This is a genomic window from Enterococcus sp. AMC1251 (genome assembly GCF_058216535.1).
Genome location: NZ_CM177098.1, coordinates 2,932,469 through 2,947,462 on the forward strand (window position 1 = coordinate 2,932,469; position 14,994 = coordinate 2,947,462).

A 14,994-nucleotide genomic window follows, 5' to 3' on the forward strand; every position below is an offset into this window, starting at 1 on the left:
TTGCTTTGCCCTCTTAAAAAAATAGTATAGAATGACTAAAAAGCACAAGTAATTGGAGGTAAAAGCATGGATCGTTCAAACATTGCAAAAAAGCATCAGCAACCCGCTGAGAATATCTTAATGGATATCTCTACATTAGCGAAGCAAGTGCCCGATTTACTGGATTTATCGATTGGTGATCCAGATTTAATTACAGATGAGCGAATCATCGGAGCAGCTTTTATAGATGTTAAAAAGGGTCATACAAAATACACTGCATCTGGCGGTAGTCAAGAATTCATTGATACTGTGATAAATTTTTATCAAAAACAATATGGTTTATCTTTTCAAACCAACCAAGTACGTGCAACAGTTGGTGCATTACATGGCATGTACCTAACATTACAGGTCTTACTAGATCCTGAAGATGAAGTAATCATTCACGAACCTTATTTCTCACCGTATAAAGACCAAGTTCTATTTGCTGGAGGTAAACCAGTATTCGTTCCAACTTATGAAGAAGAGGGTTTTCAACTTAATATCGATGTGTTAAAAGCAACTATCACAGATAAAACCAAAGCAATTATTATTAATTCACCAAATAATCCGACAGGTGCTGTTTTTTCTTCTGAAACATTCAAAGCTATTGCTGATTTAGCGATTGAACATGATTTTTATATTCTTTCTGATGAAGTCTATGAAGCCTTTTGCTTCTATGATGATTTCGTACCAATGGCAACATTTGCACCTGAAAATACAATTACATTTAGCAGTTTTTCAAAAGCATTTGCGATGACTGGCTGGCGTATCGGTTATATGATTGCACCTAATTATATCAACGATGCAGCAAAATTGATCAATGAAAGTATCACATACTCTGCCCCAAGTCCTTCTCAACAAGCAGGCATCTATGCTTTAAACCATTCTGAAACACTAATACCAACAGTTGTTTCCGTTTTTAAAGATCGACTGGAATATCTAGAACAAAGAATTGCTAAGATTTCATTTCTTTCACTGCACCCAGTCAAAGGAAGTATATATGCGTTTATTAATATTTCTAAAACAGGTCTAACTTCGGTTCCATTTGTTGAACAGGTCTTAAAGAAAACGAATGTTTTGATGATTCCTGGAAAGGCCTTTGGTGAAACTACCGGCGATAACTATGTGCGCTTAGCAGCAACGCAAGATATAACAGTTTTAAAAGAAGCATTCGATCGAATCGAAAAAATGACTTTTTAAACTAAAATAATTTTGCTTTTTCCTGAAAAAAACCATCGGAAAAAGCAAAACTATTTTATTCGATGGTTCATTACTGCTGTTCACTATCTGATAAAGTATTGTAGAGAATAACTAATGTTGAAACAACGCAAACCACGATTTGAATCAGTAAATTATCTGAAAAATTCTCAGTCATTTTGATTGTAGCAATAGCTAAAAGAAAGCAAATCGCCAAAATTATTGCTAATTTTACTCTTTTCAATTCTTGCTGAATTCGATAGATTGTTTCAACTGGTATACCTTTTTGTTTTGCGATTTTTCGTAGCTTACTCTTTCCGACCAATTGCCAAATAATATCACGATATAATTGTTTTGCTTCTGGATCTCTGCTAAATACAGAATATGTTTCTTTATTTCGAATTTTTTCTTGCCTAAACTTTAGCTTGATCAAACGTGGATGTAATAACCGATCATTTCGATTTACCCAAGAAAGTATTTCTCGCCAATCATCTAGCGTCAACTCAGGTGAGGTTAATACAACTAAATCTAAGTCTAAATCTTCTAATTCATTCAAAAATTCAAGCAATTGCTGGTAATCTCTTGAGATAACTTCCAAAAAAGCAATAACTAAACAATCACCTGGCTCCGTATAATTCAATAATGCTTGATAATCACTTTCAGGATCTTGAAGTACTTCATAGTTATAGTCGTCATCTGAAAAAATCTCATCTACTTCATATGCTTCTAAAAAATCAAGTTGCTGATTTAATTTATTTCCATGAGCATAGCCCAAATTCATTATTATCTACTTCCTCGTTTCATTGGTTTAGTCTTTCGTTCATTTGAAAATTGGTCAAACTTTGTCAGTTTTTTGCTTGAGGAACGTTCTCGCTCCACAAGGGATTTTAAAGAAAAATTTTGTTTCTTAAGCTGAGCAACTTTATTTACTAATTCTATATTTTTTTGAATGATAAAGATAAATAGTATACTATGAATAAAAATAATTATCCCTAAAAAAACTAATAGTAAATACAATAAGCATCTTCCTTTCCCATTAGAGTCAGGAATTCCATTCTTCCCACTTTAAATTGCGCTTTCCTCATATCCCATCATTATCAATTTTTCCTAATTGATTTTTTTCATAGTCCCAGCTATATGAGGTAGGAGAAACGTTTTGATCAATACTTGGCTCCAGATATATTGTTAGCCAATAATTTGCGTTTTGCTTGATATCTAAATCAATTTTGTCTGCTATTTTCTCTTTGCTGTCATGTGGACTATTATTTGTTGTAACGACATATCCACTATAACGGTAATAATCTGGGAGCATCAACGTCAATAATAACTGATGATGTCCACCATTCTTAGCTAATTTCACCGACGAATAATCGATATTTTCAGTATCTTTACCTGAATTTACTGCTAGATTAAAGAAATTACTTTTTTTCTCTATCTCCCCATTATCAACCTGAATATACCCTTGATTTGGTATGATTATTTCATTATGGCTTGACAATACTACTTGTCTAATATTCAATTGTATCAGCTTATTATAATAGTACGTTACTGTATAGTTTTTGTTTACTTTTTCAATAGATACTTGTTCATCTGGTCCCGTGTGTACAACTGTTCCAGCATCAATTTTGTAACTATCTATTGCATAATTATCAATAGTTTTTAAAACTTTTTCATAGTTACTATTTTTAGGCACATCTTGATAAGAATCAGGATGGATTTTAACGCCTTCCGTATCAAGATATTTTTCAAAGATACGAAATTCATTCATCACATCTTTGATTTTAATTGTTTTGACCTTACTTACATTACTTGAACGGTCAACTGCCACTATATGGATATATTTATTTAGATCGGTTATTCCATTAATACCAGTGACTATTCCTTTGGTATTATAATTAACTAAATTAGCGTCTTGCATCGGATCATAATTCGGATCTTCAGTATTTGTATTACCAATTGGAGCCACATATATATCATATTGACTGGAAGAAATACGACCAAATTCATCTTTATACCCTTCCACAGTAATATCTAAGGCTGACGTAGCAGAATTATCAATTTCGTAAAAATAACCAGCTATATTACTAGTAATAGTTTCTTTTATAACATCCGATTTTTTTAAACCACTCGATTTTGTATCAGCTTCAATGTACCATTGGTACTCTTTCCCTTGATCCACGCTATCTATTTCAATCTCGAAATTATCTACACTACCACCTGTTTTTTGTACTATGCTCGCTAACTCCGGGGCTCGATCATCTTTGACTGTTTGATCTTGCGCTGTTGTTTCGAAAGAAACCTGAGCTAAATTATATAACGTATTCGCAATGATTTTCCGCTCATCTGGGGTAGATGTCCCATTACTATGACCCGTTTGGATCATTCCAAGATTATTATTCGTAGCTAAATAAAATGTTGCATCTGCACTACCATCTCCAGGCTTATTCCAATTAAACGGTGGTTTAAACTCTAGCCATTTTATAGTCGTTGAATTAGGTAAAATCCCTTGTCCCCAAGTATGCGTAAGCGGGATTTTTAAATCTAAATCATTTTGCAACTCAAAAGGATACTTCATTAAATAGCCATTATTGGTTATTTTTACATTTGTACTTCCAAGTTGAAAAGAGCTTGCTTGCAGTTTAAAACCTAATTGACTAGCAAAGCTATTAAAATTCGTATGACCTTTATCGTTAGGCGTAATAGTGTCATGACCAAAAAGAACTCCTCTTCCTGAATTAATAAATTCTTGCGTAGCATTTTTAGCTGCAAGGGAAATATCTAAATGATTATTATAATCCCAAGACCCAAACATAATTACGTCATACTGATAATCACCTTGTGTATTCTTTAGATACCCCATGGGATTATTTCCATAGTCCTTTTGGCTCGTTGCATCAACATTAATTAATTTTTCTCCTTTAGAATTTTGTAATTTTAAACTATCCATCCAACTTTTCAATGTATTAGATCCTTCTATATTTGGATAAATATTTAAGACTTTAATCGCCTTTCCATAATTCAAAGAACGTACATTCCAGGTATCACCATTTTCTGATTGATATAATTGATATCCTGACTTACTTAAATCACTTACTGCATCCCACTCTAAATAAGCATAACTTTTTTTATCATCCCCGCTCCATCTATTTTCAGCCTTTAATCTAAAATCTCCTCTACTCACTACTGTAGAGGCTCTCAACTTACTTTGATTCAAAAAGAAATAGCCGCTAATAATAAATGGGGTAAGTAGTAGTAATAATAGGCTCATTCCGTTCTTTCTACTATCAAATTTCTGTATTTTTTTTTTCATTTTATCTCCTTCTTTTCAATACTTATCAAATCAATGATTTCTTTCTAGAAAACACTCATTTCATGAGTGTTGAATTGAGATAGGCACATGGAATAATTATTCCATGTTTGCCTATCTTTAATCTGCTTGTTCGGCTAATTGTTTGTCAATTGTTTGTAGCTCTCCGCTATTGGGTACAGCTCCTTGCCACCATGCATCACGATAAGCGTATTGTGCGCAATTAATTGCTTCTACTTTTACCATCAAGCTGAAATCCGCTTTAGCATACTCTATCCCTAAATCATTTTTTAGTCTGACCTCTGTAAACAAATTTTTCGTAGTATTGGATTCACCTGACTTTAAAACTTTTAAGTAGTAGTAATAACCATCTTCGCCTAGCTTCCAGTCCATACTATTCAAATCTAAAAGAATCTCTTTTCCAATCTTAGAAGGTAACAATCGAGTACTTCCACCACTTTCTATGCGAATTTCAGGATGGAGCATAACTCTAATAAACTGGTTAACAGTTCCAGTATTTTCTACTGCCACTTTCTTTATCACTGTTTCATTCGGCTTAATCGTTGTTGGCTCAGTGAAAACTTCTTTTACTTCAGTCTGAAGATTACCGATTTGAAAAAGATTTGCTTTCTCATCTCTCACCACCATTGAAGCATATGCAGCTACACTTCCAATAACTAAAAATGCAGCAAGTACAGGCAATATCCAAAAAAAACGGAAAAATTCCTTTTTAGTTTTCATCTTTAATCCCCTCCTAATGAACCTTTTCACTATACATCTCTTCCAAATATGAACCAGAAGAAATTTTCCAGTTCTTCATTAGAGATTTTGTAACATCGTGAGCATCCATAACTGGAATTAATTGATATAAAGACCCCTTATACTTATTTGGTAATCCTCTATCTAAAGTAATACTTTGGATAAGTAGTTTTGTTTTTTCTCGTGGCTGCAACACTTCTGAATAGTAAAAATACCCATCCGAATAATACCAATACTTTTTTATTCCTAATGCTGGTTTATTATTTTCATCATAAATCTCATTATCATTAAATTGAATCGTTAAGTGTTTAAGCCCATCGATTGCTCGACTTCCTTTATAGACATAGGCCGTTTCGGGATTTGTTTTGTCCCCTATATATACCTCGGATGCTACATAGTACTTTTCTGAAGTAATCTTATATGTACTGCCTTTTTTCCAAGTAGTGGTATCTTCCATTGTTATATCTGATCCGCTTGAATTGCTCACAATTCTTTGATTACCATTACCAGCACCATCAGTCATATCTAGCTCAAACTGGGTAAAAAATTCATACAATGATATCCGAACAATGGCGGGCATTTGTCCGTTATTTTTTACTAGTAATTCTTTTTCAGTCCTCTTTCCTGATGCCCACTGCAGATTTGGGGTGAAGACTTCATCAATTACTGCAGAAAGTTTTTTAGTATTAGGCTCACTTTTATTGATCTTTTCGTCACTATAGGTAATCCAAGAGTAAGTACTCCCTACTATCAGTAATAAGCTTAAAAATACAGAAAAAACAGCTAAAAAAGGTTTATTTTGATTAATTATTTTCAACAGTTTTTTTCCTTTACTCATTTGTCTCCCCTTCCTCTTAATCTACTTTACCTTGTTCTTCTTTACGTTTTTTCCATAACAAAATTACAATTAATACTAATAACAGCCCTGCTAACGTTTTATAAATCAAATTTTTAATTTCTTCACCAGTCATTGGAAAAATCCCTTTAGACTTTGATTTATTTGGTGAAATTGAATTGCTGTCTTTAGTATCTGGCGTCTTTGGCTGATTTTTTGTTGCAATGAAGGTCCAGTGATACAGCAACTGGCTCTCTTCTTTATAATCTTCAAGAGTTAGGCTATTATCTATCTCAAATACCGCAGTCAAAATTTGGTCTTTACCATATTCACAAGTTCCTACTATCAGCGGTTGGACTGTCCAATCAAATTCTCCGTTCCCCAATAAAGAACCTTTATATAATTGTTTTCCATCAATGAACAAGGTTAATGTGATCTGTTTACTAAAATCGATTACTCCTTTTGCTGCTTCTGGGGTTACTAAGATTCCTAATTCAAAAGGTTCTTTTAAATCCATACTACGAATCGTAATCGTTTTTTCATAACTTTCTCCAGGTAAAACATTTGGCAAATCAACATAGTATTCTCCTTCTGAAGAAGCAGATATTCCAGTCTCATCGCCAATGACCACCCCTGGAGGAAGGGGTTGACTGGCAACTGCTAGTAACGTTCCACTAGCAAAAGTGATAAAAACACTTAATAAACTGTATGAAACCAGAAATAGTAGACGTTTTCGCCTTCGGTGTTTCATCATCTTTTTCCCCCTCCTTTTAATTTCCTTACACTAGAAATTAGCTTGCTGCTTGTTCATCCAGATAAGTCGTAATTTTTTTAGTGTCTGAACCATCTGCTCCATTTAAGTTCCAACCAGTACTATCGGTTAACGCTTCTTTAGTCGCTTGAATAGCTTCCATTTTTACAATCAAATCATATGTTGCATTTGTAAATTCTGTTCCTACATCGTTTGTAAATACTAATTTTTTCAATAAATGTGGTGTTGTAGCACCTGAAATAACTGGGCTTGTGAAATAGAAGTACCCATCCTCTTTATTGTAAGCCCATTTGTCTTTAGCTAGTGCTGCGGTTGTAATCATGTCATCGCCATACTCTACTTTAATTCCACTAACACCCAAAGCATCTTTATCTACTTGAACGCCTTTTTTCTCCGCATTTGCAACTGGAATTTGATCAGCAGCTGTTGCTGGAGTAACTGCTGGAAGTGCACTTAAACCTAAAGCAGCAATTGTGTAATCATAATCCACATCATATTTTTTTCCTGCACTCCCTAAAAGAGAAGCTTTAGCTGCAGTCGCCTCTGTTGAAGCCCCTTCTAAAGAAGATGCTGCCCAGTTTGCTACCTTATTGCTATATCCACCTTTGTAAACCAAATATTCAGCTTTAGACATCACAAAGTCCCAAGCTTCGATTGGTGATCCAACTGTATTTCCGCTAGCTACTGATACTTCTGATTCCATCGCTTGATACTTACTAGGTGCATATTCAAAGAATGCTGAATAACTAAACGTTGTATTTTCATCCCCAGTCACTGGATCTTTAGTAACAGAACCCTTTGCATAAACTTTTACACCTGCTGGCAGAGCTGCTGCAGAGCTATCTTTTACTTTAGCTGTTACATCTATGTAGCCGCTCCCTACATCTTTGTACTTTTCTCCATCGTATTCAACGGGGATATCATCTGATAAAGTTGGCTTTCCATTAGCTTTAAACCCTGTAGATCGATTAGTCACAGCACCTTTTTCTGTCAAATGTTTCAAAACTTCCTCATATGAAACACGAACAAAAACTGGCGTATTTCCCGAATTTGTGATAGCTACTTCTTTTGTTGCATCTGTACCTGGAATAATTGGTTTCGGGTTCCAATTTTCTTCCACGCTAACACTACCATCTTTGATTGCGGCAGATTTCACACGGTTAATTCGTTGATCTTGAGAATTGATCCATGCAAAGGTGCCTGCGGCGGCGGCCAATAATGCTAGACACGCTGCTGCTACCAACTTTTTCTTTTTGTTCTTCTTCATTCTTAATAATCCTCCTATAAGATATAATATATATTCTCACTTTCCTTGGGTTAGATAAGGTAAAGTGGTAATATCATTTTTCATATGCTAGGCGTCTTCCATTTTTTCTCCCAGCTATTTCTTCTTTTGATGAAAATAGATATGCTTTCAGTACTAAGAAAAAACCATATAATGATAAAATACAAACTAGGCAAGCCCAAAATTCTGCTCGAGTAAATTCAATTAAGCTACCTATTTTAGGTACCGCAAAGACTACTTTTCCGAGGACACGGTCTGCAGTTATTGGCGGATCGTTACTTTTGTTGGCGTCGCCTTTAGTGATAAGGTAATCACCTTTGTCTCCATTCAATTCATCTTTACGTTCCATCATTCTGTGAGTCAAATAACGTGAACCATCTCCAACAGCAAAAGTCACGATATCATTTTTTTTGATTTTCTTGCCATCCGTTAGTTTAACGATAACAATATCCCCAGCATAAAAACCGCCTTTAGGCCCATTTTCTTGAGGAGCCATAGAGTTGGTCAGAACTGTATAAAATCGATAACCAAAAATCGATGCTGTCGACTTTGAACTGAATGAAAACATCACTGACATCAAAATGATTCCAATTGTAACTCCATAAAATACCAAATTACTTAAGAAAGAAAACACCAAAAAGCTTGGACTTTTAGTACTCTGCTTTTGTTCTCTCCCATTAAATCTTCGTTCTTGAACAATTCGACGAGGACGCACCTGACGAGGAGGTTCTGAGTAACCAGAACCTCTATGCTTGCTAGGGAATTCATTATGTGAACTTCGCGCTGATGAACGCAATCTCGGTTTTGCCACACGTTGTCCAGCTCTATCATTTTTCGGGTATGCTCTTGTAGAATCTGTACGAGAACCTGAACTTTTTTTCGGAGTATTCTGCCTAGCCTTTTCACCTTTAGAACGCTCACTTTTTTGAATAGGCATTTTTCTTGGCATACACAAGCTCCTTTCATTTTTCTAGATCGTATTAATGCTGCTTTTGTCACAAATAATAAAATGCAACAGCATCAGCAAACAAATACAGAACATATAAAAAATATAAACGATCTACATAAAACTATATACATTGTTATTTTATAAGTCAATAACTATTCGGATTTTTTTTATTTATTTTTTTACTAATTGAGAAAATAAAATCTGCAAATTTTACTCAAAGTGATCTAAATCTAAAAAAACTAATAAAATAAAGGTTTTATTAGAGTTAAAAAGTAATTTAACAAATAAAAAGAAATAATTCCATTCATAAAATGTTTTTCCAAAAGAACAACACCTTTTTTAAAACGAAGAAATAAAAATAAAAAGTTGTTATTTTATTTAAAATAAAAATAACAACTTTTTTCGTTATAATAAATTTTAATAAACAATCTATAGAAGTTTCCCAATACAATATAAAAAAATAGATCAAAAAAACGACGAAATTCATTGAAATGAGCAATTGAATCATGTAGCTCTTTCTATATTAGTATTCTTCTACTCTTCTCTAAAATATGTTTCTGTGGTAAATCACAATTCCTATTACTCAAAAAAACGATGATCCATTTTTATACGTTCACCTTACCTTGAAAGTTAGATAAGGAGTAATTCTTACTTTCTATTGTTCAATACAAGTTGAAATTATGTTACTTTTTCAAAAAAAGAGACAACGACTTCATGTTAAGAAATCATTGTCTCAATTAACTATTTTTCTTGTTCCGCTAAAAATTTTTTTGCTTCTGTATTCACAGTTTTTAGATCAACGCCTTGTTTCGTCGCTGCAAATATACAACCACAATAACATTGGCGATACACATCATACTCTTTACACAAATCGATTGAACGTTTATACCCATTATTTTTCTTAAAATCACTAGGTAGGTAATTAGTTGCATAAAATTTTTGGATATCTATCCCAATTTCATTGATCAATTGGCTATTTTTCTTTGGAGATAGTGTTAGAGCACTGCCAAAGTAATCGTAGCCTAGTTCTTGTGCTTTTTCTGCTACAATGTCTAAGCGCATTTGAAAACAGGCCGAGCAACGTTGCCCACCTTCTAATTCTTCTGTTAATTCTTTTTCATGCACCATTTGAATAAATTCATTTGGTTCATATGCCGCTGCTAAAAATTGAACCTGATTATTGGTTTGCCTATTGAAATCCTCTACAAATTTCTGCTGTACTATTTCACGGCGCTGATATTCTGCTCTTGGATGAATGTTTGAATTTGCAAAAAAAATCGTAACGTCCGCATACTGTGTCAAATACTCTAATGAATACGTACTGCAAGGAGCACAGCAACTGTGAAGTAAAATCGTTGGACGAATCCCCGTTTTTTTCCATTCTGCAATCACTTGTTGTAAGACACGATCATAATTTATTTTTTGATTTGGAGACATTTTCTCCGTTATTTCTGTTAAGTTTATCAATGAATTGCCTCCATATTAATAGAACATTATAATTTATTGGTTAAACGTTACAGTAGCTAGTCCATTTTGATGATTTTAATGGAGCTTGCTAAAGAATTATTTTCTTTTTCCGACAATAGACAATCAACCAATGCTTCTACACCATTTTTTCCAATCACAGCAGGTTGCGCATAATATATATATTTGATTGCTTACTATATGCAGAAACGGGTACGATCGTTTTTGAGTCATTTAAAATCATTCGAATCAGCCGAGCAGCACAAATTGCGATTCCATAGCTAGTATAACCCTTTCCAGCAAAGGCCTTCCAACCACCTGTACCCACATCTTTATCTAGCTCTTTTAAATCAAGCGTTCTGTCCCAAGCCAAAAGTGGTTGATCGCCAACTTTCATGCTTGACCAAGCAACAAACTGTGAATCCCCGTATTCACCATAAACATAGCCACCAATATTACGACTGTCGATAGACAAGTTACGACTTACAGCCTGTTTCATGCGTGCTGTGTCTAGCATCGTACCCGCGCAGAAAACGATAACAGAAGCATCTTCTAATGCATGATAACCTTGAATAGTGATTTTAGTTTTACCCATCAAAAAAACTTGCGCATCTAATAAATCATACTCTTCAGAAATTACGAGCTTTTCATTCTTATCGATCAAAACCAGCTCGTCGATTAAGTTTTCAGAAACTAACGTGTAAGCAAGCGTTGCTCCAACATTCCCTAATCCGATGATTCCTACCTTACGCATTTGAACACTTGCTATCTGGTTTTTCTTTAATCGTAGCTGAATAATCCCTTTACGTCAATCCTCTTTTTTGCCTCATCCAAAAGAAAAGAATTTACCGTAAGATGTTTACTTAGAATTAGAGCTCGGGATAAAAATTAATTTCTAATTTTTATCCCGAGCTCTCTACTATTTTTTATTCATCTGATTTATTGACAGTTACCTTGAAGTAATCTATATGAGCATGTTCATAATCCATCACTTCAAAAATGAAACTATCAATTTTTATCTGCTCACCTACAGCAATTTGATTGTTTTTTTGCTTCACAATAAATCCAGCTAATGTAGACATTTCAGAGTCTTCAAATGTTGAAATCTTAACTTTAAAGTAACGTTCAAAATCATCAAGCGTGATTTTTCCAGAAACGATATAAGAATGATCCGATTCTTTCGCGATCAAGGCGTTTTCCAAGTCTGTTTCATCTCTAATATCCCCAACTAGTTCTTCTAAAATGTCTTCAATCGTAACCATTCCTGTAGTTCCACCGTATTCATCTTTTAAAATTGCAATGTGTTTCCCATCTTTTCGCATCATCGTTAACAAACTTTTAATTGGAATGGTCGCTAACGCAATGATTGGCTCTTCTACTAATTCACTAACTTTTCTTTGATCGTTGATAAATGACTCCTTAATTAAGGCTGGAAGTGTCACATACCCTAATACTTTATCTTTAGATTCTTCAATCACTGGATAGCGTGTATGTCCTCGTTTTAAAGAATGTTGGATTGCCTGCTCCACTGTTTCATCAGCTCCGAAAACCTCCATTGATGTTCGATCGACCTGAATCTCTTTAGCAAGAGTATCATCAAATTCAAACACATTTTCCATATAATAATATTCTTCTTTAGTCAGTTCACCTTTTTTATAAGAATCAACAGCTACATATAACAATTCTTCTTGAGTCAACGTTTCTTCGCCCTCAGAAACTAATTTTATTCCTAATAATTTTCCGAGTTTCGCTGCAGAATGGTTTAGTAGCCAAATAAAAGGATACATCCCTTTGTAAAAATAGTGTAGTGGTTTTACAATCGCTAAAACAACTTTTTCAGCTTGAGCAATACTGTAGCTTTTCGGTAATAATTCCCCAACAACGACGTCTACATACGTTACAATGGCAAACCCTAAAATGATTGAAATTGTACGGCTAAGCGTAGCACTGATTGGCAAATCTCCCAGCAAGGGATGCAGTAATGCCGCAACGGACCCTTCGCCGACCCAACCAATGATTAATCCCGTCAGTGTGATTCCCAATTGGCAAGCTGATAAATAAGCATCTAAGTGATGAGTCACACGGATCGCCAATTCTGCATTTTTGACATTCTCCTTTTTTAACTGCTCCAATCTGGACATACGGATTTTTACTAAAGCAAATTCACTCGCTACAAAAAATGCCGTAATCGCAATCATTAAAAATAATATGAAAAAATTTATTGCAAGCATATTTTACACCTCATTTTTCTTCTATCTATTCATTATACTTGTCCTTTCAAAATAGCGCGAATAGGAACTATTGTGTGATAAAAAAACTCTAAGACCTTGCATCGCCTTAGAGATTTCCTATCTATAATGAAGCTTTTCTTTCTCTTAATCTGGTTTTTCGTGTATCACCAATGATCAATGGTACTGATTCGTATTTCACTTCACTATACTCTAAACCAAACCAGTTTTCTGGAGTTGTAGTTCTTTTTTTTATTGCTAGTTTTAACTGCATGATTTGTCGATCCCATTTCTTCAATTCGGTTACTTTTGATAACTCTTCACGAATAATAATAAATTGGAAATCACCTACTTCACGTCCAGGCGTCAATGAATATTTCTGCGGCTGTTTAGGTAAACGTCCTTCTTTCATTAAGTCATGAACGATTTGCCGAATATACACATTAACCTCTTGCGCTACATGGAAACCAAGATAAAGTTGAACTTGAACAATAAAATCCGTATCCATCATATCTACCGTATACTCTTTAGTAAAAGGTTCATCCGTTACTTCAACATTTACAAACCAATAAACATTAGCTCTTTTTGGTTGTTTATCTAAAATCGAATAAATGATTTGACGACCAATTTCATCTCCAATAGTATCTGGTGTCATAAATACCACATTTGTTTGAGATTTTGGAACAGTTGGATCATCTTTGAGCATCCGCAATTGTTCTACATATTGTTTCAATGGAACCGTGTCAGAGGTCTTCTCTTTGATAATATTACCACATTCCCAAATTGTCATAACAGCCAAGATTAACAAGGCTATCCCGACAGCAACGTAGCCTCCATGGAAAAATTTCGCAATACTAGATACAAAGAAAATCGATTCAATACTACCAAAAAACAAAGAAACTAGATAAGCAACCCAACGAGGCGCTCCTTTTTGCAACAGATAAAACATCAGTAAAACGGTTGTCATCAACATTGTTACAGTAATAGAAAGACCATATGCAGCTTCCATGTGTGTAGATGTTCTAAAGGTAATGACAATCAACGAACAAACGATCCACAACATCATATTCACGGCTGGAATATACATTTGACCGATGTTTGCCCCTGGATAAATGATTTTCAATCTTGGTAATAGTTTTAATTTAATCGCTTCTGAAACTAAAGTAAATGAACCGGAAATCAATGCCTGAGAAGCGATCACCGCTGCAATAGTTGCAAAGATAACACCGAAAAGCATCATACTATTTGGCATCATCTGGAAAAATGGATTTAGATTTTCAATAGCCAAAATAGATGGATCATTTTTCACGTTCAAAATCCAAGCCGCCTGTCCTAAATAGTTGAGAACTAAGCAAACTTTAATATATGGCCAACTAGCACGAATATTATGTTTCCCCACATGCCCCAAGTCAGAATACAACGCTTCTGCCCCTGTCGTTGCTAAGAAAACATTTCCTAAAACAAACAGTCCTAATTTATTTTCTGGACTAAATAATAGATGAATCGCATAGTAAGGATTTAATGCACGGATCACTGTCAAATCCTGACCAAAATTAATTAGCCCCATCACACCTAAGAAGGTAAACCAAGCAAACATAATTGGACCGAAAGCTTTACCAACAGCATCCGTTCCAAAACGTTGAACAGAAAACAAAATAAAAATAATAAATAAAGTGATAATGACAATAATATTTTGATCACTACCAAATCGATCAAAGAAGACAGGAATTCCCCGCAACCCTTCAATCGCTGTAGTCACCGTTACTGCTGGTGTCAATACACCATCTGCAAGTAATGCCGCTCCACCAATCATAGCTGGAATGATCAAGTACTTCCCTTTTTTACGAACAAGCGTGTATAAAGAAAAAATTCCGCCTTCACCGTGATTATCCGCATTTAAAGCAATCACAACATATTTGATCGTTGTCAAAATCGTTAATGTCCAAAAAATCAATGAAACTGCACCGATAATAAAATTTTCCGAAACATTTTGCAGACCACCATTATCCCCAACGATCGCCTTCATTACATAAAGTGGACTTGTTCCGATATCTCCATAAACGACACCCATTGCTACCAAAAGACCAGCAGCAGTCAATTTCTGATGATGCGAAACTTTCAACTTCTCTACCACAATATTCTCCTCCAATTTAAAAGCTGAAAGAGCTCGTTTAGCCTCG

General features: G+C 34.6%; 14 protein-coding genes. 1 reads left to right on the plus strand and 13 read right to left on the minus strand.

Going from position 1 to position 14,994, the window contains the following annotated elements; genetic code table 11:
* The first annotated feature begins 66 nt into the window (after positions 1-66).
* Complete coding sequence (locus tag AC4BBR_RS13865) at positions 67-1,218, plus strand: pyridoxal phosphate-dependent aminotransferase (protein ID WP_490460088.1); 1,152 nt, start codon at positions 67-69, stop codon at positions 1,216-1,218.
* A 70-nt stretch (positions 1,219-1,288) separates the two neighbouring features.
* Here AC4BBR_RS13865 and AC4BBR_RS13870 read toward each other — a convergent pair whose 3' ends face one another.
* From AC4BBR_RS13870 to AC4BBR_RS13930, 13 genes are all read right to left on the minus strand, one after another.
* Positions 1,289-1,996: a recombinase family protein gene (locus tag AC4BBR_RS13870; RefSeq protein ID WP_490460089.1), complete on the minus strand. Its 708-nt coding sequence runs from the start codon at positions 1,994-1,996 to the stop codon at positions 1,289-1,291.
* 2 nt (positions 1,997-1,998) lie between these two features.
* Positions 1,999-2,232, minus strand: coding sequence for a hypothetical protein (locus AC4BBR_RS13875; protein ID WP_490460090.1), 234 nt, complete (start codon positions 2,230-2,232; stop codon positions 1,999-2,001).
* A gap of 64 nt (positions 2,233-2,296) precedes the next feature.
* Positions 2,297-4,483, minus strand: coding sequence for a MucBP domain-containing protein (locus AC4BBR_RS13880; RefSeq protein WP_490460091.1), 2,187 nt, complete (start codon positions 4,481-4,483; stop codon positions 2,297-2,299).
* Positions 4,484-4,642: 159 nt separating this feature from the next.
* A complete protein-coding gene (locus AC4BBR_RS13885; RefSeq protein WP_490460092.1) occupies positions 4,643-5,263 on the minus strand; it encodes a hypothetical protein in 621 nt (206 codons plus the stop codon).
* A gap of 13 nt (positions 5,264-5,276) precedes the next feature.
* Positions 5,277-6,119, minus strand: coding sequence for a BsaA family SipW-dependent biofilm matrix protein (locus AC4BBR_RS13890; RefSeq protein ID WP_490460093.1), 843 nt, complete (start codon positions 6,117-6,119; stop codon positions 5,277-5,279).
* Between the two features lie 16 nt (positions 6,120-6,135).
* A complete protein-coding gene (locus tag AC4BBR_RS13895) occupies positions 6,136-6,870 on the minus strand; it encodes an LPXTG cell wall anchor domain-containing protein (RefSeq protein ID WP_490460094.1) in 735 nt (244 codons plus the stop codon).
* 37 nt (positions 6,871-6,907) lie between these two features.
* Positions 6,908-8,155: a hypothetical protein gene (locus AC4BBR_RS13900; protein ID WP_490460095.1), complete on the minus strand. Its 1,248-nt coding sequence runs from the start codon at positions 8,153-8,155 to the stop codon at positions 6,908-6,910.
* 73 nt (positions 8,156-8,228) lie between these two features.
* Positions 8,229-9,122 carry a signal peptidase I gene (locus AC4BBR_RS13905; protein WP_490460096.1) on the minus strand — a complete coding sequence of 298 codons (894 nt, stop codon included), beginning with the start codon at positions 9,120-9,122 and terminating at the stop codon, positions 8,229-8,231.
* 741 nt (positions 9,123-9,863) lie between these two features.
* Positions 9,864-10,589: an epoxyqueuosine reductase QueH gene (locus tag AC4BBR_RS13910; RefSeq protein ID WP_490460097.1), complete on the minus strand. Its 726-nt coding sequence runs from the start codon at positions 10,587-10,589 to the stop codon at positions 9,864-9,866.
* A 56-nt stretch (positions 10,590-10,645) separates the two neighbouring features.
* Positions 10,646-10,747, minus strand: a complete 102-nt coding sequence (locus AC4BBR_RS13915; protein ID WP_490460098.1) for a hypothetical protein — start codon at positions 10,745-10,747, stop codon at positions 10,646-10,648.
* Positions 10,744-11,340: a lactate/malate family dehydrogenase gene (locus AC4BBR_RS13920; protein WP_490460099.1), complete on the minus strand. Its 597-nt coding sequence runs from the start codon at positions 11,338-11,340 to the stop codon at positions 10,744-10,746. Before AC4BBR_RS13920 ends, AC4BBR_RS13915 begins: the two co-directional genes overlap by 4 nt.
* A 172-nt stretch (positions 11,341-11,512) precedes the next feature.
* Positions 11,513-12,817 carry a hemolysin family protein gene (locus tag AC4BBR_RS13925; RefSeq protein WP_490460100.1) on the minus strand — a complete coding sequence of 435 codons (1,305 nt, stop codon included), beginning with the start codon at positions 12,815-12,817 and terminating at the stop codon, positions 11,513-11,515.
* Between the two features lie 121 nt (positions 12,818-12,938).
* A complete protein-coding gene (locus AC4BBR_RS13930; RefSeq protein WP_490460101.1) occupies positions 12,939-14,948 on the minus strand; it encodes a KUP/HAK/KT family potassium transporter in 2,010 nt (669 codons plus the stop codon).
* Positions 14,949-14,994 lie beyond the last annotated feature (46 nt).

Coding starts and splice junctions, on each gene's coding strand:
- AC4BBR_RS13865 (WP_490460088.1), top strand. CDS start 67: ATGGATCGTTCAAACATTGCAAAAAAGCATCAGCAACCCGCTGAGAAT.
- AC4BBR_RS13870 (WP_490460089.1), bottom strand. CDS start 1,996: ATGAATTTGGGCTATGCTCATGGAAATAAATTAAATCAGCAACTTGAT.
- AC4BBR_RS13880 (WP_490460091.1), bottom strand. CDS start 4,483: ATGAGCCTATTATTACTACTACTTACCCCATTTATTATTAGCGGCTAT.
- AC4BBR_RS13885 (WP_490460092.1), bottom strand. CDS start 5,263: ATGAAAACTAAAAAGGAATTTTTCCGTTTTTTTTGGATATTGCCTGTA.
- AC4BBR_RS13890 (WP_490460093.1), bottom strand. CDS start 6,119: ATGAGTAAAGGAAAAAAACTGTTGAAAATAATTAATCAAAATAAACCT.
- AC4BBR_RS13895 (WP_490460094.1), bottom strand. CDS start 6,870: ATGATGAAACACCGAAGGCGAAAACGTCTACTATTTCTGGTTTCATAC.
- AC4BBR_RS13900 (WP_490460095.1), bottom strand. CDS start 8,155: ATGAAGAAGAACAAAAAGAAAAAGTTGGTAGCAGCAGCGTGTCTAGCA.
- AC4BBR_RS13905 (WP_490460096.1), bottom strand. CDS start 9,122: ATGCCAAGAAAAATGCCTATTCAAAAAAGTGAGCGTTCTAAAGGTGAA.
- AC4BBR_RS13920 (WP_490460099.1), bottom strand. CDS start 11,340: ATGCGTAAGGTAGGAATCATCGGATTAGGGAATGTTGGAGCAACGCTT.
- AC4BBR_RS13925 (WP_490460100.1), bottom strand. CDS start 12,817: ATGCTTGCAATAAATTTTTTCATATTATTTTTAATGATTGCGATTACG.